Origin of the sequence: Vibrio diazotrophicus (assembly GCF_038452265.1) — a bacterium.
GTDB classification, from domain to species: Bacteria; Pseudomonadota; Gammaproteobacteria; order Enterobacterales; family Vibrionaceae; genus Vibrio; species Vibrio diazotrophicus.
The window spans coordinates 1,713,632-1,733,858 of sequence record NZ_CP151842.1 but is presented as its reverse complement, the minus strand read 5'-3'; the positions used below and the strand labels follow the sequence as shown (position 1 = coordinate 1,733,858).

Below are 20,227 nucleotides of genomic sequence, written 5' to 3'. Positions count from 1 at the left end.
AACGGCATACAAACATGTCCAACCTTTCGATTGTTGCTGCTCGCGCAGATGATTTAGAAGTGCTCAATGATTTGATGTATGAGTTGCATCATGAACACCATTCCGCTTGTCCTGAGCATTTTAAAACTGCTGAAGACATCGAACAGGAAAAAAGCATTGCTCGCTATCTCGATTCACCGGAATGTCTGGTTTATGTCGCCAAGCAGAATGATTCGATCATCGGGTTTATCACCGGCCATTTTTGCGAACTAATTTCTACAGTTAGCAAACCAGTGCCAATGGGCAGTATCGACGAACTGTATGTTTTACCGGAATTTCGCAAGCAGGGTGTCGCAACCTTGCTCTATAAGAAGCTTGAAACAACCTTGATAGATTATGGTGTTGAACAAGTATTCGTAGAGGTTTGGGCATTTAATCAAAATGCTCATCGATTCTATGAGGATTCGGGGTTTGAGCCTCATATCGCATGGCTGAGAAAATCGGTTAAGCACCGCTAATATAACGAATAAATAACGTAGAGTGAGTTTAGTGTTTCAACGTCGGTTGCTAGAAGTTATTGCCGCTTTTTGGCTTTTATACCTATTACCTGCTTACGCTCAAGAGCAGGGAAATACTGCCGCGTCAAATATGGCCAATCCGTATAAAGGCGCTTTGTGTCTGATTAAGGCGGACGACAAGATTGTTCTGGTCAAAGAAATCATCACCAAACAACTGTCGATTCCCGGTGGCACCATTAAACCCGGTGAGCTACCACAACTCGCTGCCCAAAGAGAAACTTGGGAAGAAACAGGCATTGTTGTTACGGTTGGGGAAGAGCTAGGCCATACCGATAAGGCCATTTTCTTTAATTGCGTCAGCTCATCCGAAATCATTGCTTATCAACACCATAACCCGATGGGAGGGTATGAGTTGCCAGTCTGGTTTGCTCCGGATTATGGTGTTGAAGTGTCGAGTGCAATGCTGATAGATCCGTCCTACGTAAATTCAGAGCAATATCGGTATCCCAAAGAGTGGGATTCAACCATAGAGATGTTTCAACGGGCTACCGATCAGCCAATCAGAATTGTTGCCGATCTGATTCAGGCTGCACCAAGTTTCCATCAAACCGAATTGAAATGGATTCAAGCGTTTCAGCTATGGGTGAGTAAATTGCCGCAACAATGGGGTAACTTTATCCATAACCTGCTGTTTAGCGGAAATCTATTCGCCTCACCTATTTGCGGTATTATTCTGTTTCCGTTGCTCTATTGGCGTTGCGGCAAATCGGTTTGTTACAAGGTAAGTTTCGCTATCAGCATTACTTCCTTGATGTGTCTGTTTGCTCAGCAAGGCTTTACGCTTCCTCGACCACATGTTTACCTACCATCACTCCAGCTTGTATCAAGTTACGGAAACGGTTTTCCAAGCTTACCCGTTGCGGTGTGGAGCAGTATTGGTATTTTGCTGATGACGGAAAAGGAGAGGCTAGGTGGTCATTGGTTTGGTGCGGCTTACTGGCTTTCCGCCGTTTGGTTGATTCTGTCAAAGTTCTATTCAGGAAGTGCATTTCTAACGGACATGGCTGTAGGTGTGTTTCTGGGTTTGTTAATTACTTGGAATATCATTCGCTTTGACATCAAGAGAACCGAGAAAGCGCGCACCATTATGGGCTCGCGCCGCGTTTGGTGGGGGATCAGTTTGGTTGCTGCAATTTTTGCTTACTACTGGCAGCTTCCTGTTTTCTCCGCTTGGTTGGTGGTATTGATCGTAATGGCACTTATTACCACTACCTTGAAGAATCAAAGAGAGCATCTGACTTTGTTTCAAGGTTTACTGTTTACGCTGATATTGGCCGCTGTGTATATGGTGATCTCTTACCTCGCAGCTCAGGTCTCTTCGAGTGGCATTCTGTCTCTGGTGGTCGAAATTTCGCGATATCCGACCATGATTATCGTATTTGTTGCGATGATTAAACTTACCTCATCGACTACGACAGGGACTAAAAAGCCCAGTTAAACTGGGCTCTTGCTTATCATCGGCAATTAGTATTAACGCGTCAGATAGGTTTTGATGAATTCACTGATCTTGATGAGATCCGCAACTGCGATGAACTCTTCGGTAGTGTGCACTTTTGACATGCCCGTTGACAGGTTAACCGTAGTTAAACCTTTTTCATTGAAGTTATTCGCGTCACTACCGCCGCCCGTACTCTTGGTTCTAGGTTCAATATCCATAGATTCGAACACTTGCTTGATAGCCACGATGTGTGGGTGACTATCATCCATAACAAAGGCGTTGTAAGAGCGCTGAGAATCGATCTCTACCGTTGCACCGTGCTTTTCAGCAACAGCCTCAAAGGTATCAACCATATGTTTTACCTGAGCGGCCAGTTTTTCATTGTTGAGAGAACGCGCTTCAGCAACGATGGTGAGTTCAGGCATTACGATGTTTGTCGCCAAACCGCCGTTTACCATACCGATGTTAGCTGTGGTTTCTTCATCAATACGCAATAAGTTCATTTTGGTAATGGCATCCGCTGCTACTGAAATCGCACTGATACCTTCTTCTGGCGCTAGTCCTGCGTGTGCAGGTTTACCGTGAACAGTTACTTTTAGTTTTTGTTGACCGGGTGCCGCTGTAATAATGGTGCCAATTGGGCCACCAGTATCAAGAACAATCGCTTTGTCCGACTGAATGTAGTTCATATCAAAGTGTTTAGAACCCATTAAGCCGCCTTCTTCGTGAACGGTAAAAGCGATTTCAATAGTTTGATGCGCGGTATTTTCTTCTTTCAGAGTTTTAACCGCTTCAAGAATTGCAGCGATACCAGATTTATCGTCACCACCCAAAATAGTGTTACCCGCAGAGCGGATAATGCCATCTTCAATGACAGGTTGAATTCCATTTCCCGGACTTACCGTATCCATATGGCATGAGAAAACTGTGCTGCCAGCAAGCGAACCTTCTAGACGAGCATAGATGTTGTAGCCGTTTGAAACACTTTCAGGAACAGGAAGTTTGTGCACTTCGAATCCAAGGTCTTCAAGCTGAGCTGAAAGAACATCGGCAAATGCCTTCTCTTTGCCTGACTCACTGTCGATTTGGATAATTTCTAGAAAGTGTTCAATAAGACGCTGATCGTTAATAACAGGCATAACAAAATCTCTAAGGAAAACAGGAGATGTACCATGCCTCTCGACGCTTCGCTTAACCCTGAGTTAAATCAAGAAATGTTCGAAAAGTAATGTTGTTATCGATAGCGGGTGAGAAAATGAGAGCCTCATTCAATAGGATATTCCTATTGAATTAATGGATTCATACGATTTCTATTTAACATCACCAACGCTTATTATTCTCTCAACGAAGCAAAGAATATCAACATAAGAGGTGATGTTATGAAAAAGAATCTTATTGGTCTCGATAAAGAACAGAGCCTAGAACTCGCGGAAGCATTGAATAATTTATTGGCTAACTATCAGGTGTTTTACATGAACACTCGTGGTTATCACTGGAATATTAAAGGTAAAAAGTTCTTTGAATTACATGCAAAATTTGAAGAAATCTATACTTATCTACAACTGAAAATTGATGAAATCGCAGAACGTATCCTGACTCTTGAAGTTCAGCCACTACATAGCTTTAGTCAGTATCTAGAGCGTTCAAAAATTAGCGAACACACCAATGCTACTGATGGCGATAGCACCATGAAAGGGCTAGTGGAAGGTTTCAGCCTACTGATTGGACAGCAACGCAAGGTATTGAGTTACGCGTCAGAAGTGGGTGATGAAGGTACTGCTGCATTAATGAGTGACTATATCCGCGAGCAAGAAAAGCTGATCTGGATGTTAAGTGCATGGCTTGATTAATACTTGTTTGCTCTGCCGATAATCTTTTGAACGCCAATCATTTGTTGATTGGCGTTTTTGCGTTTGCCCCTAAGTTATATCGTGTAATGCCTTGTGATTGACCTTGTGATTGACCTACATCAGAATAGCGGCAAATAATCTTTGGTATTCAATTTAAATTAAAACATTGTTTCAATTATCACGTTTTATCTTGATGAATAGCGGTAAACTGCGTGCAGTTGTAACACTTATATAGGATCATTGTCGTGTTTGTAGGTAAAACGTCACACCTTGAGTTTGCTGGCTTTCTAGCGCCAGAACTTAAAAAAATTATTACATCAGTATTAGATCGTTTAGAAACTCCGATTGAAAATGGTCGTCACGAAATTGATGGCTCGAATGTATTCTTCATGCTGGTGGATGACCACACTCAGCTTTTAGAACAACGAAAATCTGAATGCCATAGCCGTTATTTAGACGTGCAAATTCTGCTTGAAGGTAAAGAGTCGTTTGGCTACAGCCTAACGCCATTTAAAGGTTTGGATGAAGATTTCCTTGCTGAAAAAGATCTCGCATTCAGTGAGCAATTAGAGGAAGAACACTTTGCATCACTTACTGCTGGTGAGTTTATTGTTTTCTACCCAGGTCAGCCTCATCGTCCGTTGGTAGCAACGGATAACAAACCGATGCCAGTGCGTAAAGCGATCATCAAAGTAGATAAGTCTCTGTTCTCGTAATTATTCAGCAAGTTTAAATTAATAGAACGCCCGCAATCGCGGGCGTTTTTGCAAGCTAATAATCAGTTAACGATTTCAGTTAAATGAAGCGACTTGGCCAGTCAGAGAATATAGCATCGACTTTGTCGAGATGTGGGAAACGTTCTGCTTCATTGACCGTATAGCACCAAATTTGGTATTGGCGTTGTTTCAAATACTGAATGTGTTTTTCAGTGATCCACTTGTAGTTCAGGTTACAGCTAAAGGCACTCACTTCATCAAGCAGCGCTTTGTCTTTTGTCGATAAACGCTCACTCAATACACCCAATTTATAGCCAGAGCAGTGCTGGTGTAGTTCTCGGATGATATCGTGGCTAAAGCTCGACAACACAATCTGCTCTTTAGCGATAGGGTGCTGATCCAATTGCTGTTTGAGTTGAGAAACCACACTGGTGACATCGTGTTTATCTACTTTGACTTCAAGGTTCAAACCTAACTGATGCTGCTGCGCCAGTTCAAGCAACTCATCCAGCGTCATTATGCTTTCACCTGCAAATTGCTCAGAGAACCACGCGCCAAAATCGAAACTCTTGAGCTCTGCAAGGGTATATGCATCCACACGACCTTTGCCATTACTGCAACGATTAATGGTGTGGTCATGACAAACGATGAGTATGTTGTCCTTGGTGGGTTGAATATCAACTTCGACCCAGGATAAACCCATATCGATAGCCGCTTGAACACTCACACGAGTATTTTCCGGATAGGTGCCTGCAACACCTCTGTGACCGACAACGATCAGAGACATACAAATTCCTTTATTGAAAACGAGAGCTGAACAGTTCTACGCAACCACCAGTTCGACTTGGTGAGAGTGGCATAACGTCATAAATTCATTGGTGGCTTCATCGGCAAACAGTCGCTTCATTTCTGATAGTTCACCACTAACAACGGGAGCATAGCGCCCAAATTTCGTTTTGTCTGCAACTAACCAACATTGCTGACTTTGTTCGATAATTGCACGCGTAAGCCCTGACTCTTCTGGCGTAAAATCCAGTAATTGTCCTTTATCGTTGAAGCCTCCGACACCGAAAATTCCAATTTTAATATTGAATTGTCGGTAAAAGCGGGTAGTGGTTTCACCCACGGTATCTTCATCGGAAGGGCGAACAGCGCCGCCGGCGAGATAGACAGCAATATTTGGATTGCGGCTTAAGGTTAACGCCGCATTGATGTTGTTGGTTACGACCGTTAGCCCCGGATGATCAAGCAGAGCCTGTGCAACGTATTTGGGCGTCGTTCCAATACCGAGAAAAATACTGGTGCCTTCGGGCAGCTCTTTTACTACTCGTTGTGCAATTTTTTGCTTAGCAGAGAGGTTGATCAACTCGCGATTGGTGAATGACAGATTGTCATTTGGACTGGGTAGCGAAATGCCACCGTGAACTCGTCGAACCATACCTTTGTCGCTCAAGTCATTCATATCTTTACGAATCGTCTGAACGGACACATCAAAGCGCTGTGACAATAGGTCGCTGGACAACACGCCGTGAGCGTGTTGCAGGTACTCCAAAATCTGTTTTTGTCTGGTAGATAAACTCACATCAATCCTTACGCAATAGCTCGTTTAGCAAGAGAGACAGGGCAGAGACGTTTGCCTTGCTCATCAAACAGATGAAGATTGGTGCGAGAGACCGAAATACTCAGCGGAGCGTTGTTATCCAGATTCATTTCAGGCGTCACGGCAATAAAATTGTCGTCGCTGTCTATGCTGTTTAAGCTGCCATGAACCAGTTGGTTTGGTCCGAGTGGCTCTACGACATGAATGGATAGCGTCAGTGTAATTGCATCACTACTTGAATTTGAATGAGTGATCTCCGCGTGTTCAGGACGAACGCCCAGCGTGAGATTTTCCATACTGAGACCTTCATATTCAGGCAGGAAGAATTGCTTACTAGCGACATGCAACTGACCATGAACTAAGGAAGCGGGCATAAAGTTCATTGCTGGGCTACCAATAAAGCTCGCAACAAAAGTACTCGCTGGTTTGTGATACACCTCGGCAGGGGTACCAACTTGTTCAATTTCACCCAGTTTGAGAACTACGATGCGATCGGCCAGCGTCATTGCTTCCACTTGGTCATGGGTAACATACACGCTGGTTACACCCAGTTCTCTTTGCAGCTTTTTGATCTCCAGTCGCATGTGAGCGCGAAGAGCAGCATCAAGGTTCGATAAAGGTTCATCAAATAAAAATAGTTGAGGATCGCGAACGATCGCGCGTCCCATGGCAACACGCTGACGCTGCCCGCCGGACAATTTGGCTGGTTTGCGGTCTAGGTATTCTTCTATTTTGAGTGTCTTAGCAACTTTTTGAATTTTCTCATCTATGGTGCTTTTATCAACGCCGCGATTCTTCAAACCATAGGCTAAGTTGTTGTATACACTCATGTGCGGATAAAGCGCGTAGTTCTGGAAGACCATTGCAATATCGCGTTTTGCTGGTTTTTCTGTATCCACGCGACGCCCAGCCAAATGTATTTCACCGCTGCTAATGCTTTCTAAACCGGCAATTGAACGTAGGATCGAAGACTTACCACAGCCAGATGGCCCCACGAGTACCAAGAACTCGCCTTCGTTAATGGAAAGGTCTACGCCTTTCACTGCTTGATGGCCATTTTCGTATGTTTTTACTAATTGTTTGATATCTAACATTACGTTGTCCTGCTTAATGCTCGCAGAGCTATGTACGAGATGCATTGAGTTATTATTTTTCACTTTCAATTAATCCTTTAACGAACCAACGTTGGAATATCACCACAACCAATACAGGTGGCAGCATAGCGAGAATGACCATAGCAAAGGCATAGTCGTATCTTGGGCTATTGGTTTCATTGATGTTATTAAGAATCTGTTTGATGCCCATAACTATGGTGTTGTACTGCTCATCTGTGGTCATCATGATTGGCCACAAGTACTGGTTCCAACCCACAACAAACATGATGATGAAGATGGCGGTCATCATGGTTTTCGATAGCGGAAACAAGATATCGATAAAAAATCGAATTGGGCCTGCGTTATCTAATTGCGCCGCCTCCAGCAGTTCATCAGGAATGGTTTTAAAAAACTGACGAAAGAAAAAAGTCGCCGTGGCTGAAGCAATTAGAGGCAGGATTAATCCTGAATAACTATTGAGCATGCCTAAGCTCGATACCACCTCATAAGAGGGAATGATTCGAACTTCGAGCGGCAGAAGCAGGGTGACAAATATCAGCCAAAACCATGCACTTGCATAAGGCAGGCGGAAATAGACCAGAGCATAAGCCGCCATCATTGAAATGATGATTTTACCGATAGCAAAACCAAGCCCCATGATGACGGAGTTGAAGATCATGGTTTTTGCAGTGACATCACCAGTAAAACCAAGGCTTTTGTTCCACGCTTCGCTATACACAGCTGACAGGTTGTTGCCGATATCCCATTGCAGGCCTTGGCTTACCAGCACGTTAGGTTCATGGGTTGAACTGGCAAAAATCAACCATAACGGCACCAGCATAAACAGAGCGCCAAGAATCAATATCAAATGATCGGAGAGAGAATTACTTTTCATCGGTTTCCCTTAGTAATGCACGCGCTTTTCAACAAAACGGAACTGTATAAAGGTCAATGCCAATACCAGTAGTAACAGCACCACAGATTGTGCTGAGCTGCCGCCTAAATCTGCGCCAACAAAGCCGTCACGGTAGACTTTGTAAACCAGCGAAGTGGTTGAGCCTCCGGGGCCGCCATCTGTCAAAGTGTCAATAACGCCAAAGGTGTCGAAGAATGCGTAGGTGAGGTTAATCACCAGCAGGAAAAATCCGGTTGGAGCGAGAAGCGGAAAGGTAATGGTCCAGAAGCGTTTGCTGTCACTGACGCAATCCAGTGTTGCTGCCTCTTTTACGGCGTACGAAATCGACTGAAGACCTGCGAGAAAGTAAACAAAGTTCACCGCAACCTGTTTCCAGACAGAAACTAAAATGAGTGCGATAGTGGCATCAAGAGGGTCGGTTTGTACGCTGAATTTCCAACCCAGATGTTCTAAGAAATCAGTAAGAACGCCAATGTGTGGGTTAAATAAGAAACCACCGATGATACCAGCGATTGCCGGTGCAACCGCATACACCCATGTGAGAGTGACTTTATAGGCGCTTTGTCCGTGAATAATGTTGTCGGCTTTTACAGCTAGTAAGAGCGCAATCGCTAGTGACAAAAACGATACTAGGATTGAAAAAATGAGAGTGAATCCGAGTGATTCTAAATAGTCTGAAGACTGAAAAAGAATTTGGTAATTTTCAAACCAGACAAACGTTGAAGACATGCCCCATGGGTCTTCAAGCATGAAAGAGAGATAAACGGCTTTTGCTGCTGGATAAACGAAAAAAATAGCAATAATTGCGATTTGCGGAGCAAGCAAAAAGTAGGGCATTGGAGAGTGAAAAAATTGTTGTCGACGTTCCACAAGCTTTGTCCAATTGATAAAAAGAAATGCCCACTGAACATTACATTCAGTGGGCTGATACAGAGTTATTTCACTGTACGTGCAAAACGATCCAGCAGTTTGTCACTTTCGTCTTCCACTTTGTCCAGACTTGCCTGAACGGTTGAACGACCTGCGAAAATGTTGTCGAATTCACGGTGCATTACTTCACGAATCTGTGGGTAGAAACCTAGACGATAGCCCTTGTTCCATTCACCTGAGGCTAAGCTCAATTGTTTAACGCCCACTTCCGCATCTGGTTGTTCATTGTAGTAACCAGATTGCTTAGTCAGTTCGTAAGCAGCATTAGTAACAGGCACATATCCTGTTGTTTTGTGCCAGTACATTTGTACTTCAGGCTTAGTCAGGTAAGCAAAGAAGTTCGCAACACCTTTGTCTTGTTCTTTAGAGTGACCACTCATGGCAAATAGCGCAGCGCCACCAATGAAGGTATGAACGCCTTTGTCATTGAGTTTTTCCCAGTAAGGAAGGTAAGTTGTGCCCAGCTCAAACTTCACGCGACTACGCAGGCCGCCGAATGAACCTGAAGAACCCATCCACATAGCCACTTCTTGACGTTCGAATGGTGTTTGGTTTGCATCCCAGTCACTGCCGTAATACTTGAAGTAACCTTTGTCCGACCACTCTTTAAGTTTGCTGAAATGCATCACCATGTCTTTGGTATTGAACATGATTTTTGAAGACAGATCTTTATAGCCATTTTCTTTATCAGCTAGAGGTAGGTTATGACGAGACTTAAAGTTCTCGAACATGATCCAAGGCGTGTGTGATTCTGAAAATGCAACATAGCCTTTTGCTTTTAGCTTTTCAGCTAATGCTTCTAGCTGCTCATAAGTCTTAGGCGCTTCGGCACCGACTTTCGCTAAGATATCTTTGTTGTAATAAAGAACAGGTGTAGAGCTGTTAAATGGCATGCCGACCATTTTGCCGTTTTGGTCCGCATAGAAATTGCGAACACCCGCTAAGTAGTCTTGTGCAGAGAATGGGAAACCGGCATCAATCATGATGTCCTGAACAGGTTTCGCTACGCCCGGAGCGTTCATAATCGTTGCAGCGCCGGCATCAAACACTTGAAGAATGTTTGGCGATTGGCCAGCACGAAACGAAGCAATACCCGCGGTTAATGTTTCTGTGTAAGAACCTTTAAAAACAGGCGTGATTTTGTATTCGGTTTGCGAAGCGTTAAAGTCCGAAGCGATTTTGTTTACTGTTTCGCCCAGTTGTCCGCCCATTGCGTGCCACCACGTAATTTCAGTCGCTGCAAATGAAGTTCCTGAAACTGTTGCCGAAAGCAACCCTGCTACCCATAGCTTATTCATTGACTTTATTCCTTGTTAAGTTTCGAACGATACTGTTTGTGTTTCGTTTGATGCTATGGTGGCGAAGAAATGTTTCACGTAGGTGGACGAAAAATGTCACTAAGGTTAAAGATTTATGGATCAGGTGACTTAAATCACATTAATAAAGGACAGAACCGCTGCACCAATCTGGATCGTAATGATTGATTAATGAACTATAAAAGAGCGATATTGCAGCCAATAACGCCATAATATAGCTATATTGCAAAATATAATTGGAATGAATGTTGCTAATACTAGTAAAATCTACAATCCTAAATTTGATCTTGTTAAGTTGTTCAAGGAACGAATATGAAAATTGGTGTTATTGGTGCTGGTGCTGTTGGAGTAGGTATCTGTAACTACTTATTAACCTTAGGTAGTGTGAGTGAGCTGACTATTCTTGACCGCGATGTGAAACGAGCAGAAGGCGAAGCTTTCGATTTCAGACACACAGCGGCGCTAACTTTCTCTAAAAATACCCGTATTACGCCGACCGATGATTACATGGAGTTGATTGGTGCTGATATCGTGGTCATTACCGCAGGTGCGCAAATTCAACAAGGCCAGACACGTATGGACTTGGCTGAAATCAACGCAAAGATTGGTGTCGATATTGCGAAGAAAATCGAGCGTGTTGCACCTAAAGCAATACTTATTGTGGTGACTAACCCTTGTGACATTGTCACACATAGTATTGTGGCTAACACGGGTTACAGTCCTTCGAGCGTCATTTCTGCAGGTTGTGTTATTGATACAGCTCGTTTGATGGCTATTGTGGCTCACCGTGTCAACTTAGACCCTAAAAACGTGTTTGGTTACGTGCTAGGCGAACATGGCAGTGAGTGTTTTACACCTAAGAGTTTGATCAGCATTGCTGGGCAGCCTGCTGACTACTACTGTGATTCAAACAATATTCCTCGAATTGACGCTGATGAGCTATTGGAATCGGTAAAGCAAGCGGGGTTTGAAATCTTCAAACGTAAAAACAATACCGTTCATGGTATAGCTGCGAGCGTGTTCCGCATTATTCAGGCAATCATGATCAACGAACACTCAGTACTGCCAGTCGGGACACTGTTACGTGGTGAATACGGCTACAAAGATGTTGTTCTGAGCTTACCTGCTGTCATCGGTAAGAATGGGGTAGAGAAGATTCTCATCCATCCATTTACAGAAGAAGAAAAGCAGCGTCTGGACGAAATCGCTGCAAACTTACGTAATCAAATGATTCATGTGGCTAAACTTACTGGATTAAGCTACTAAAATTTGCAGATATAAAAAGGTGGTTAATGCCACCTTTTTTCATTCTTAACCCCATAACTCATCTCTATTCTCTTTAAACACTTTCCATCGCTGCAAATTCAGCACATATTGTCTGTAGCCATAAAGGTTGTAAGTAAAAAATAACTGATAATTGAAATTACAGTTGATAATGAGAGCCTTTATCATTACCATCCCAATACAACAACGCGCTATCTGATTAACATGATGAATTTTCTAAAATCCAGTTTTATCCTTATTTCTGCATCAATAGCTTTGCCCATTCACGCCAATACGCTTGATGACGCAAAAGCGATTCAAAATAAAACCAACGCAGCTTCTGCCGCGAGTCAAAAGAAAATTGATAAGAGCTCAGATTCTGCAATCGAATTGCAGGCTGAAATTGAACAGCTAAGCGAGCAAGTAAAAAACTTAGAAGTGTATCGAAATCACTTGCAGGCTCTGGTGGATAACCAGAAACAAGAAATGGTGAGTCTGGATAAACAAATTGAAGAGATCAAAGATACTCGTCAGGGCATAGTGCCTCTTATGTACCAGATGATTGATGGTTTGCAGACTATTCTTGAGCAAGACAAACCTATCCGTTTACAAGCGCGTACTGATCGTCTTGAACAGTTAAAGTCTCTTATGCCAAGAGCAGATGTCAGCGATGCTGAAAAATTCAGAAGAATTCTCGAAGCCTACCAAATCGAAATGGATTACGGCCGTAAACTTGGTTCTTATCAAGGCCAAATTAGCTTAAATGACAATGAGTCAGTCGATGCCGATATTCTCTATCTTGGTAGAGTGGCTTTAATTGCCCGTAATCCAAATGCAACCCAATACTGGACTTGGAATCAAGCGCAGAAGCAATGGCAACCGCTTGAAAGCAGTTATAAATCAGACCTTGATACAGCTTATAGTTTAGCGGCGAAACAAATAGCGCCAACGCTGATTACTCTGCCTGTGTCACTTGTTAATGCGGAGGCAAACTAATATGAACAACAAATTTGCTCCGTTACTCTGTGCTGCGTTATTGATTGGTGCTAATGCATCTGCAGTTGCTGCGACGGATATTGTTAGCCAAGCGAAAACAGAAAATACCGTTCAACGTAATCACGATGCTAAACGTGAAGCGGAATTTAAGCTTACTGAACAACAACTGAAGGATAAAAAAGCGCAGTTAATGGCGAAGCGAAACAATCTGCAAAGCCAAGCTGACAAACTTTCTGCCGAGTTTTCGAAAAATGAAGATTCACTGGCACGTTTAGAAGAAAAACTGCGTCTGGAGACGGGCAGTCTCGGCGAAATTTTTGGTGTTGTTCGTCAAAACGCGAAAGAAATCCAAGGGGATCTTTCCCAATCTGTAACAGGTGTTGATCGCCAAACTAATGCTGGCGTGATTGAAGATATCGTTGCTGCTAAATCTTTGCCTTCGATGAAACAGCTGTCGGGTTTGTGGCAAGCGATGCAAGAGCAGATCACAGCAAGTGGAGAAACGTCTACCACAAACGTAACGCTGATTGATGGTGAAGGTCGCAAACAAACGGTTCAAGCTACTCGTCTCGGAGCTTTTGGACTGGTTTCAGAGCAAGGTTATTTGCAGTGGAATAATGGTCGCAAAGATGCTGTCGCGTATTCGGTTCAGCCTGAAAATGCACCGACGCTCAACTCGCTAAAAGCTTTAGAAAACGGAAATGTTTCATCTGTTGTTATGGATCCGTCACACGGTATTCTGCTGGAGCAGTTAGCCTTGACGCCTACGCTTGAACAGCGCCTTGAAGCGGGTGGTGTAGTCGGAAAGATCATACTAGTACTATTGGCTATCGGTTTAGTGATTGCTTTATATCGTGGTGGTTCACTGGCCATTGCTCGACAAAAGATTTCCGCGCAGCTTAAAAATCCACAGCAGCCTGGAAACAATCCGCTAGGTCGAGTTCTTTCAGTTCACGATAAAGAAAAGCATCGCAGCGTTGAAGCTTTAGAATTGCGTCTTTTAGAAGCCGTTGTTGATGAACAATCAGGTTTAGAAAAAGGTTTGTCAATGCTCAAACTGCTAGCAGCACTTGCGCCTATGCTTGGTCTGCTGGGTACCGTAACCGGTATGATCGAAACCTTCCAAGTGATCACTCAGTTCGGTAATGGCGACCCTAAAGTAATGGCGGGTGGTATTTCGATGGCACTAGTGACGACTGTATTAGGTCTTGTTGCTGCTATGCCGCTGTTACTTGCCCACAATATTTTAAGTACTCAGGCAGAGAACATTCGCAATATTTTGGAAAAACAGGGTATTGGTTTAGTGGCAGAGCAAGCTGAACGTGAAAGCAGCGAAACCGGTTCTGCGAAGATGGTCAATGCGGCGTAAGGGTTGAAAATGCAAGCTGACTGGTTAATGCCACTCAATGATCTGTTTTTACCACTGATTGAGTTTATGGATCAGGGTGGCGCAGTATTGTGGTGGTTGGCTGCGGTTGTTGCGGTGTATTGGTTGTTGGTTATCGAACGTATTCTATATCTGGCATTTACTTTTCCTAAGCAGCGTAAACAGTGGATTGAGCAATGGCACCAACGTAGTGAGCATCACTCATGGCATGCTCACGCCATTAAGCAAGGTTGGATTGGGCAAGCACACATCGCATTAACTCAGAATCTCAACGTCATTAAAGTGATGGTTTCTATCTGCCCAATGCTGGGTTTACTAGGCACAGTGACGGGGATGATCTCAGTCTTTGATGTGATGGCAACTCAGGGCAGCAGCGATCCAAAATTGATGGCGTCAGGTATTTCACTGGCCACATTACCGACTATGGCTGGTATGGTTGCTGCGTTAGCAGGTATGTTTGTTCATGCTCGTCTAGTGAAAACCTGTCGTTTGTTAGAAATGAAATTAGAAAAATCTTTAAGGAGTCAACGATGAGACTCGGTCGACGTCAATCTCAGCAAGAAGAGGCTCAAATAGACCTCACTTCGATGTTGGATATCGTATTTATCATGTTGATTTTCTTCATCGTGACAAGTTCATTTGTTCGTGAATCAGGCGTGGAAGTTAATCGTCCTACGGCTTCAAATGTCGTCAGTCAAAAAGATGCGGGTATTTTCGTAGCGATTACCTCAGCGAACGACATTTTTATTGATAAACGACAAGTGGATGTAGAAAGAGTGCAGGCGACACTAGAGCACCTGTTGCTGGAACAACCTGAAGCTTCGTTGGTGATTCAGGCTGACGAGCATGCGTATAACGGAACTGTCGTGCAAGTAATGGATGCAGCCAAAGGTGCAGGGGTTAAAAGTATTGCACTTGCCGCGGAGAAGCGTTGATGCTGCGTTTATTGTTCGCGACGCCGATAGCTGCACTTATCTCTCTCAGCTTGTTCGCATTTATGGCTTGGATGGTTGATAACGGTAATCAAGGTGCACCTAAAGCGATCCAGCCTCTTAGCTTCAACATGGTGATGTTAGAGCAAGAAAACCAAGTGCAACGCAGACAACGAAGTGTTCCAGAACAACCAGAATTACCAGAGCCACCGCCTGAATCACCGGTTTCTAAAAAACAGACTGCTGTAGCAAACAGTTCTCAGCTTTCGAGTGTTCCATCACTAGGTTTAGATACAGCGATCAATGGTATTGCTATCAACGCTCCAACCTTTGGTGATATTGGTGCGAATCAACAAGCGATGCCGCTGCATCGTGTCGAGCCAACATACCCAGCTCGTGCTTTACAAAGGGGGATTGAAGGGTACGTGGTGATGAGTTTTACTATTGACGAAACAGGGCAACCAACAGATATCGAAGTTCTGGAAGCTGAACCTAAGCGAGTGTTTGAGCGTGAAGCGATACGTGCGCTAAGAAACTGGAAGTATCAGCCTAAACTAGTAGATGGCAAAGCGGTTACTCAACCCGGACAATCTGTGAAATTGGAGTTTAAGTTAGCCAAATGATGAAACGAATGATCATCTGTCTATTACTGATAAGTTCCGCATCTTGGAGTGTTGCGGCGGAACTGAGTCAGTATGCAGCCAATAAAGCGCTGAAAGCCAATCAGTTGGCGCAAGAGAACAAATTGTCTCAGGCGATTGAAACGCTGAAAACAGCCGATGTTTCGCGAGCTTATGACAAGGCTTACTTTTCTCGAATGCTTGGCGTTTTCTATTGGCAGAATGAACAGCTCAAACCGGCCATCACTGCTTTGGAACAAGCGGTTGTTAGTGGCGAACTCAAAGATGACCAAGGTTGGTTAACAGAGCGTATGTTAGCAGACCTGCTTCTGATGAATCAGCAGTATAAGCAAGCATTGCCTCATTACTATCAATTAAGCAAAAACATACCAACGACCCAGAACGCCAGCGAACTATGGTTGCGAATTGCTCAAGTTCATTACCAGATGGAGCAGTGGCAAAAAACACTTACTGCAATCTCTGAATATGACAAGTTCAAACAACCGGATAGCGTGACCCCACTTTCAGTTAAGTTGGGAGCACAGCTTCAGCTTGAGCGCTGGGAGCAAGCTATTCCAACCCTTAAGAAGCTGATAAATCTGGAGCCACAACGTAGTAACTGGTGGTTGCAACTAGTTAACTTGGAGCTGCGAACCGGCAAGAAAAAAGATGCATTGAGCAGTTTAGGTTTAGCTCAATTGCAAAAAATCGAATTGAGTGATGCGGATTTACGTTTATTAGCTCAGCTTTATGCGCATAACGGTATTCCTGAGCGTGCAGGACTTGTATTAGAGCTCTTGAAAGAAGCGCAGACGAATGTGGATTTAATCACTGAGCGTGCTTATTACTGGCAACAAGCAAAAGAGTGGGATAAAGCAATCGATGCTTGGGCATTAGCTTCTAAATTCGATGCGAAATACCACTGGAATATTGCTCAGATACTCATGCAACAAGCGCGCTATGATGATGCATTATCTGAGTTGGATAATGTCAAAGAGAAGGGCAAACAAGCTCAAGTTGCTTTAGCCCGAACCAAGGCTCTGTATAAACTTAACCAACTCGAACCAGCATTGATTGAAGCGAAGAAAGCCAACAATCTTGAGCCATCAGAAGAAGCAAAAAGCTGGATAAAGTATTTAACGCAGCTACGCAAAGTAAAAGACAACCAAACTTCTTAAGAGATGGCCTATTTATAGGCTATTTTCTTGTAATGATAATGGTTTGCAACTGGTAATGATAATAGATATTATTTGATAAATTCTTAATGCTACAGCTATTATCAATGGGTTTATCCACTCTACATTTCGAAAAATTATTCCTTCATGCCAGACAGATAACGCCATACTTGGATGGCTGTCTTGAAGAGACAACCACATTCAATGAGCCGCCTCCTTCTTTAAGTCCTGAGTCGATTGAACGGCTTTACAATGAAATCGCCGAGCGGAATCCAGAAGCTGGTCAACCGTATTGGTTAACTCGCACATGGGATTTGCTTTGCTGGCAGCCTGTTTTCGTTTCTTTCGTCGCGATTTATGCACAGCGAGCACTACCTGACGTTTCAACCATTTCTCAAAACAAACAGAACTGTTTTATCGCAGGGTTTAGTTTTAGAGACCATGAATGGACACATGCCCGTCGAGCAACACTGATTAAAAAAGCGGGGCAGCAATTATCTCACCTGTTTGAAACTTATAGGGATGCGATCAATCAATGGGGAAGAATTCGTCCGGGATTCACGCATCATCTACTCGCTGATCATCTCCTTAATTGTTTAGTACGTTTACAAGAAATCAGACCAAGCTACTCAAACAACACCATCCTTAGACATGCGCAACTTTGGCTAGAGGCCTTCGATTTGCCACAAAAGCATATCAGTAACCTCAAAATTGATAGCACCACCAATAAATTAAAATTGGTCAGAACCAGTTGTTGTCTGGTCTATAAATGTGAAGGGCGGTCACTATGCGCAAACTGCCCACGTCTCGAAGCAAACAAATTGACGAATCTGATTACAGCTAAAGAAGTTACTGCTTAATCGGTTATATCTATCCAATTGATAAATCAAACCCATTTGCGAGCTTAACCACTAAGATTTATCTTTATATGGTTAGAACAATAATAAGGGTTTAATAATGGCAGGACAGAAAGCGTTAGTAGTAGAAGGTGGGGCGATGCGTGGCATATTTGCTAGCGGCGTACTTGATTCGTTTATGGAACTAAACCACCGCCCATATAATTTTGTAATGGGTGTTTCTGCTGGTGCTTCTAATCTTGTCAGCTATTTGTCTAATCAACCGTTACGCAGTTACCAAGTGATTACGCAACTTGCTACCAGTAGCGAATTCTATAATCCGCGCCGCTTTTTAAAAGGTGGTGATTTGGTCGATGTTCGCTGGTTGCTTGATGAAGCGAATAAACGTTATCCCATTAATGAAGAAGCGCTTTTTTCTTCAGTACCGTTTTATGCTGCCGCGACAAATATCCAAACAGGCAAGCCGGACTACTATCAAGTAACACCAGAAAATTTTGTTACGGCAATAGAGGCGACTTCAGCGTTGCCACTCGTATATAAAAAAACACCTTGTTTTGATGGGCAATGCTATACCGATGGTGGTGTCTCAGATTCCATTCCAGTTAAAGAAGCTTATCGTCGAGGAGCCAGAGATATTACCGTCGTACTTTCACACCCAGAAAGTTACGAAATGCCGAAAGTAAAAAGCAAATGGATGATGAAAAAACTCTTTGCCCGCTATCCGGAAGTGGCAAAATCAGTCACTGTGCGCGCTGAAAAATATAATGGTTCACTTGAGTTTATTCGTAATCCACCGAAAGACGCTCACATACGGGTGATTGCACCACCAGAGCATTTTGCAGTTAAACGCCTAACCATGAACAAGGCATTGTTGGATCATGGATACAGCATGGGATTGATTGCAGGTCGTATGCATGTTCACGGTTTGAAAGAGTAGGAGCACATTATGAGCTTTATAGAGAAAATCGTCGTGTTTGTGTGTGAAATCGACACGTATCAGAGCGTAATAGCAGGGTTAGAAGATACCTATTTAGAAAGTGAAAACGACTAAACCGCATATGAAAAAGGTCAGCAATTGCTGACCTTTAATCTATTGTTGTAAAGCAAATTACTTAGACGCAAAATCCAGTTGAATTTGCTCATCCTGTTTTTGTATCCACAATAATCTGAAACTCAGCATTATGGCTGCAGAGCTTAAACCCACAATAAAGCCTATCCAGAAACCTTTAGCTCCCATCGGCTCGACAATCCAGTCTGTCATTGCCAGCGCATATCCGGTCGGTAAACCAAGCAGCCAATAGGCAATAAAGGTTCGGACAAATATGGCATTCATGTCTTTATAACCACGCAGAGATCCGGCAGCAATTACCTGAATAGCATCAGTACATTGGTAGATTCCTGCAAAAATCAACAGTTGCATAGTCAAGTTGATTACTTCTCTGTTATCGGTGTAAAGATACGCGATTTGTTCGCGGAAAATCACCGTCAGGGCAGCGGTCAATAATGCCGTTGCTACACCGAAAAATAGTCCCACATGCGACGCGACAGCGGCACCTTTAACATCTTCTTCACCCAGAGTATGTCCTACTCGAATGGATACCGCCGCACCAATACTCATAGGTAACATAAAAATCAACGAAGAGAAGTTAATGGCTACCTGGTGTGAAGCAACAACCAATGAACCTAAAGGAGCTAAGGCAACAGCTACAACAGCGAAGAGTGTGACCTCAAAAAATATAGATGCTGCAACAGGTAATCCAAGTTTGAATAAGCGCCATTGTGGTTTGAATTCTGGCTTATGGAAGCGTTCGAACAACTTGATGTGCGCAAGACGGTTCGATGTCGCTACATAGAACAACAACATCAGGAACATCAGCCAATACACAATCAGCGTCGCTACGCCACAACCAACGCCGCCAAGAGCCGGTGCGCCTAACTTACCATATACGAAGATCCAGTTGAGCGGGATGTTGATCAATAGGCCAAAGAAACCAATTACCATCGCGGGCTTAGTCAGAGACATACCCTCAGCAAAACTGCGCAATACCTGAAAGAGCAAGAATGCAGGCACGGCAAAGATCATCGCAGTGATATAGCCAATGGTTTTTTGCGCCATTAAGGTTTCAACTTCCATCACTTCCAAAATAGCACCAGCTTGAAGAAGCACTATGATGGTTGGAATCGAAACGATTAGAGCTAAAAATCCACCCTGATGTATAACAGATGCGATTTTATGCTGTCTTCCAGACCCATTTAACTGGGCCACGACAGGCACTAATGCCATCAAAAGGCCAATACCAAATAGAATGGTCGGCATCCAAATGCTCGAAGCAACCGATACTGCCGCTAAGTCGGTAGCGCTTACGCCACCAGCCATAACGGTATCGACGAAACTCATACCTGTTTGAGCAATGGAAGCAATGAGAACTGGCGTTGATAACTTTACTAATTTTTTTATTTCATTTTTATAATGTTGCACAAACTTCTCCGAACGGAATATTTACTGCTTAATTAATCGGCGGGTCGTACTGGTGGGAATGATAAAGAAATGTCACACTGATCACCACGAAAAACTATCGG

At 43.5% G+C, this 20,227-nt stretch carries 21 protein-coding genes; 13 read left to right on the top strand and 8 right to left on the bottom strand.

Going from position 1 to position 20,227, the window contains the following annotated elements; genetic code table 11:
• Window positions 1-14: 14 nt before the first annotated feature.
• A complete protein-coding gene (locus AAGA51_RS07885; RefSeq protein WP_042482255.1) occupies window positions 15-497 on the top strand; it encodes a GNAT family N-acetyltransferase in 483 nt (160 codons plus the stop codon).
• 31 nt (window positions 498-528) lie between these two features.
• Window positions 529-1,995: a bifunctional NUDIX hydrolase/phosphatase PAP2 family protein gene (locus tag AAGA51_RS07880; protein WP_255209363.1), complete on the top strand. Its 1,467-nt coding sequence runs from the start codon at window positions 529-531 to the stop codon at window positions 1,993-1,995.
• Between the two features lie 32 nt (window positions 1,996-2,027).
• Here AAGA51_RS07880 and AAGA51_RS07875 read toward each other — a convergent pair whose 3' ends face one another.
• Window positions 2,028-3,134: a M20/M25/M40 family metallo-hydrolase gene (locus tag AAGA51_RS07875; RefSeq protein WP_042482256.1), complete on the bottom strand. Its 1,107-nt coding sequence runs from the start codon at window positions 3,132-3,134 to the stop codon at window positions 2,028-2,030.
• A gap of 240 nt (window positions 3,135-3,374) precedes the next feature.
• On the opposite strand from AAGA51_RS07875, the gene AAGA51_RS07870 reads away from it, so the two are divergent.
• Both AAGA51_RS07870 and AAGA51_RS07865 read left to right on the top strand, forming a co-directional pair.
• A complete protein-coding gene (locus tag AAGA51_RS07870; protein ID WP_042482257.1) occupies window positions 3,375-3,845 on the top strand; it encodes a Dps family protein in 471 nt (156 codons plus the stop codon).
• Between the two features lie 245 nt (window positions 3,846-4,090).
• The gene (locus AAGA51_RS07865; protein WP_042482258.1) at window positions 4,091-4,561 is read left to right on the top strand and encodes a YhcH/YjgK/YiaL family protein; all 471 of its coding nucleotides are present in this window, start codon (window positions 4,091-4,093) and stop codon (window positions 4,559-4,561) included.
• A gap of 79 nt (window positions 4,562-4,640) precedes the next feature.
• Here AAGA51_RS07865 and AAGA51_RS07860 read toward each other — a convergent pair whose 3' ends face one another.
• The 6 genes from AAGA51_RS07860 to AAGA51_RS07835 form a co-directional block, all read right to left on the bottom strand.
• Entirely contained in the window at window positions 4,641-5,348 is a 708-nt protein-coding gene (locus AAGA51_RS07860; protein ID WP_042482259.1) for a glycerophosphoryl diester phosphodiesterase, read from the bottom strand.
• Between the two features lie 36 nt (window positions 5,349-5,384).
• Window positions 5,385-6,143, bottom strand: coding sequence for a DeoR/GlpR family DNA-binding transcription regulator (locus AAGA51_RS07855; protein WP_042482260.1), 759 nt, complete (start codon window positions 6,141-6,143; stop codon window positions 5,385-5,387).
• Window positions 6,144-6,151: 8 nt separating this feature from the next.
• On the bottom strand, window positions 6,152-7,324 hold the full coding sequence (gene ugpC / locus AAGA51_RS07850; RefSeq protein WP_042482261.1) for a sn-glycerol-3-phosphate ABC transporter ATP-binding protein UgpC: 1,173 nt from the start codon (window positions 7,322-7,324) through the stop codon (window positions 6,152-6,154).
• Window positions 7,308-8,150, bottom strand: coding sequence for a sn-glycerol-3-phosphate ABC transporter permease UgpE (gene ugpE, locus AAGA51_RS07845; RefSeq protein ID WP_042482262.1), 843 nt, complete (start codon window positions 8,148-8,150; stop codon window positions 7,308-7,310). Before ugpE ends, ugpC begins: the two co-directional genes overlap by 17 nt.
• 9 nt (window positions 8,151-8,159) lie before the next feature.
• Window positions 8,160-9,041 (bottom strand): ABC transporter permease subunit, encoded by an 882-nt coding sequence (locus AAGA51_RS07840; protein WP_042482263.1) that lies wholly within the window; start codon window positions 9,039-9,041, stop codon window positions 8,160-8,162.
• A gap of 65 nt (window positions 9,042-9,106) precedes the next feature.
• Window positions 9,107-10,399 carry an extracellular solute-binding protein gene (locus tag AAGA51_RS07835; protein ID WP_042482264.1) on the bottom strand — a complete coding sequence of 431 codons (1,293 nt, stop codon included), beginning with the start codon at window positions 10,397-10,399 and terminating at the stop codon, window positions 9,107-9,109.
• Window positions 10,400-10,729: 330 nt separating this feature from the next.
• On the opposite strand from AAGA51_RS07835, the gene AAGA51_RS07830 reads away from it, so the two are divergent.
• From AAGA51_RS07830 to AAGA51_RS07790, 9 genes are all read left to right on the top strand, one after another.
• Window positions 10,730-11,683 carry a lactate/malate family dehydrogenase gene (locus AAGA51_RS07830; RefSeq protein ID WP_042482266.1) on the top strand — a complete coding sequence of 318 codons (954 nt, stop codon included), beginning with the start codon at window positions 10,730-10,732 and terminating at the stop codon, window positions 11,681-11,683.
• A 225-nt stretch (window positions 11,684-11,908) separates the two neighbouring features.
• Entirely contained in the window at window positions 11,909-12,676 is a 768-nt protein-coding gene (locus AAGA51_RS07825; RefSeq protein WP_042482770.1) for a DUF3450 domain-containing protein, read from the top strand.
• Window position 12,677: 1 nt separating this feature from the next.
• On the top strand, window positions 12,678-14,045 hold the full coding sequence (locus AAGA51_RS07820) for a MotA/TolQ/ExbB proton channel family protein (protein WP_042482268.1): 1,368 nt from the start codon (window positions 12,678-12,680) through the stop codon (window positions 14,043-14,045).
• A gap of 9 nt (window positions 14,046-14,054) precedes the next feature.
• Complete coding sequence (locus AAGA51_RS07815) at window positions 14,055-14,597, top strand: MotA/TolQ/ExbB proton channel family protein (RefSeq protein ID WP_042482269.1); 543 nt, start codon at window positions 14,055-14,057, stop codon at window positions 14,595-14,597.
• A complete protein-coding gene (locus AAGA51_RS07810; protein ID WP_042482271.1) occupies window positions 14,594-14,998 on the top strand; it encodes an ExbD/TolR family protein in 405 nt (134 codons plus the stop codon). Before AAGA51_RS07815 ends, AAGA51_RS07810 begins: the two co-directional genes overlap by 4 nt.
• Window positions 14,998-15,618, top strand: a complete 621-nt coding sequence (locus AAGA51_RS07805; RefSeq protein ID WP_042482273.1) for an energy transducer TonB — start codon at window positions 14,998-15,000, stop codon at window positions 15,616-15,618. The genes AAGA51_RS07810 and AAGA51_RS07805 overlap by 1 nt, the downstream gene beginning before the upstream one ends.
• Entirely contained in the window at window positions 15,618-16,793 is a 1,176-nt protein-coding gene (locus AAGA51_RS07800) for a BTAD domain-containing putative transcriptional regulator (RefSeq protein ID WP_174435410.1), read from the top strand. The genes AAGA51_RS07805 and AAGA51_RS07800 overlap by 1 nt, the downstream gene beginning before the upstream one ends.
• An 86-nt stretch (window positions 16,794-16,879) precedes the next feature.
• Complete coding sequence (locus tag AAGA51_RS07795) at window positions 16,880-17,650, top strand: siderophore ferric iron reductase (RefSeq protein ID WP_237292683.1); 771 nt, start codon at window positions 16,880-16,882, stop codon at window positions 17,648-17,650.
• A gap of 97 nt (window positions 17,651-17,747) precedes the next feature.
• Complete coding sequence (locus tag AAGA51_RS07790) at window positions 17,748-18,584, top strand: patatin-like phospholipase family protein (RefSeq protein WP_042482278.1); 837 nt, start codon at window positions 17,748-17,750, stop codon at window positions 18,582-18,584.
• Between the two features lie 171 nt (window positions 18,585-18,755).
• Here the strand turns inward: AAGA51_RS07790 and AAGA51_RS07785 are convergent, their stop codons facing one another.
• Window positions 18,756-20,126, bottom strand: a complete 1,371-nt coding sequence (locus tag AAGA51_RS07785; protein ID WP_042482280.1) for an MATE family efflux transporter — start codon at window positions 20,124-20,126, stop codon at window positions 18,756-18,758.
• Between the last annotated feature and the right edge of the window lie 101 nt (window positions 20,127-20,227).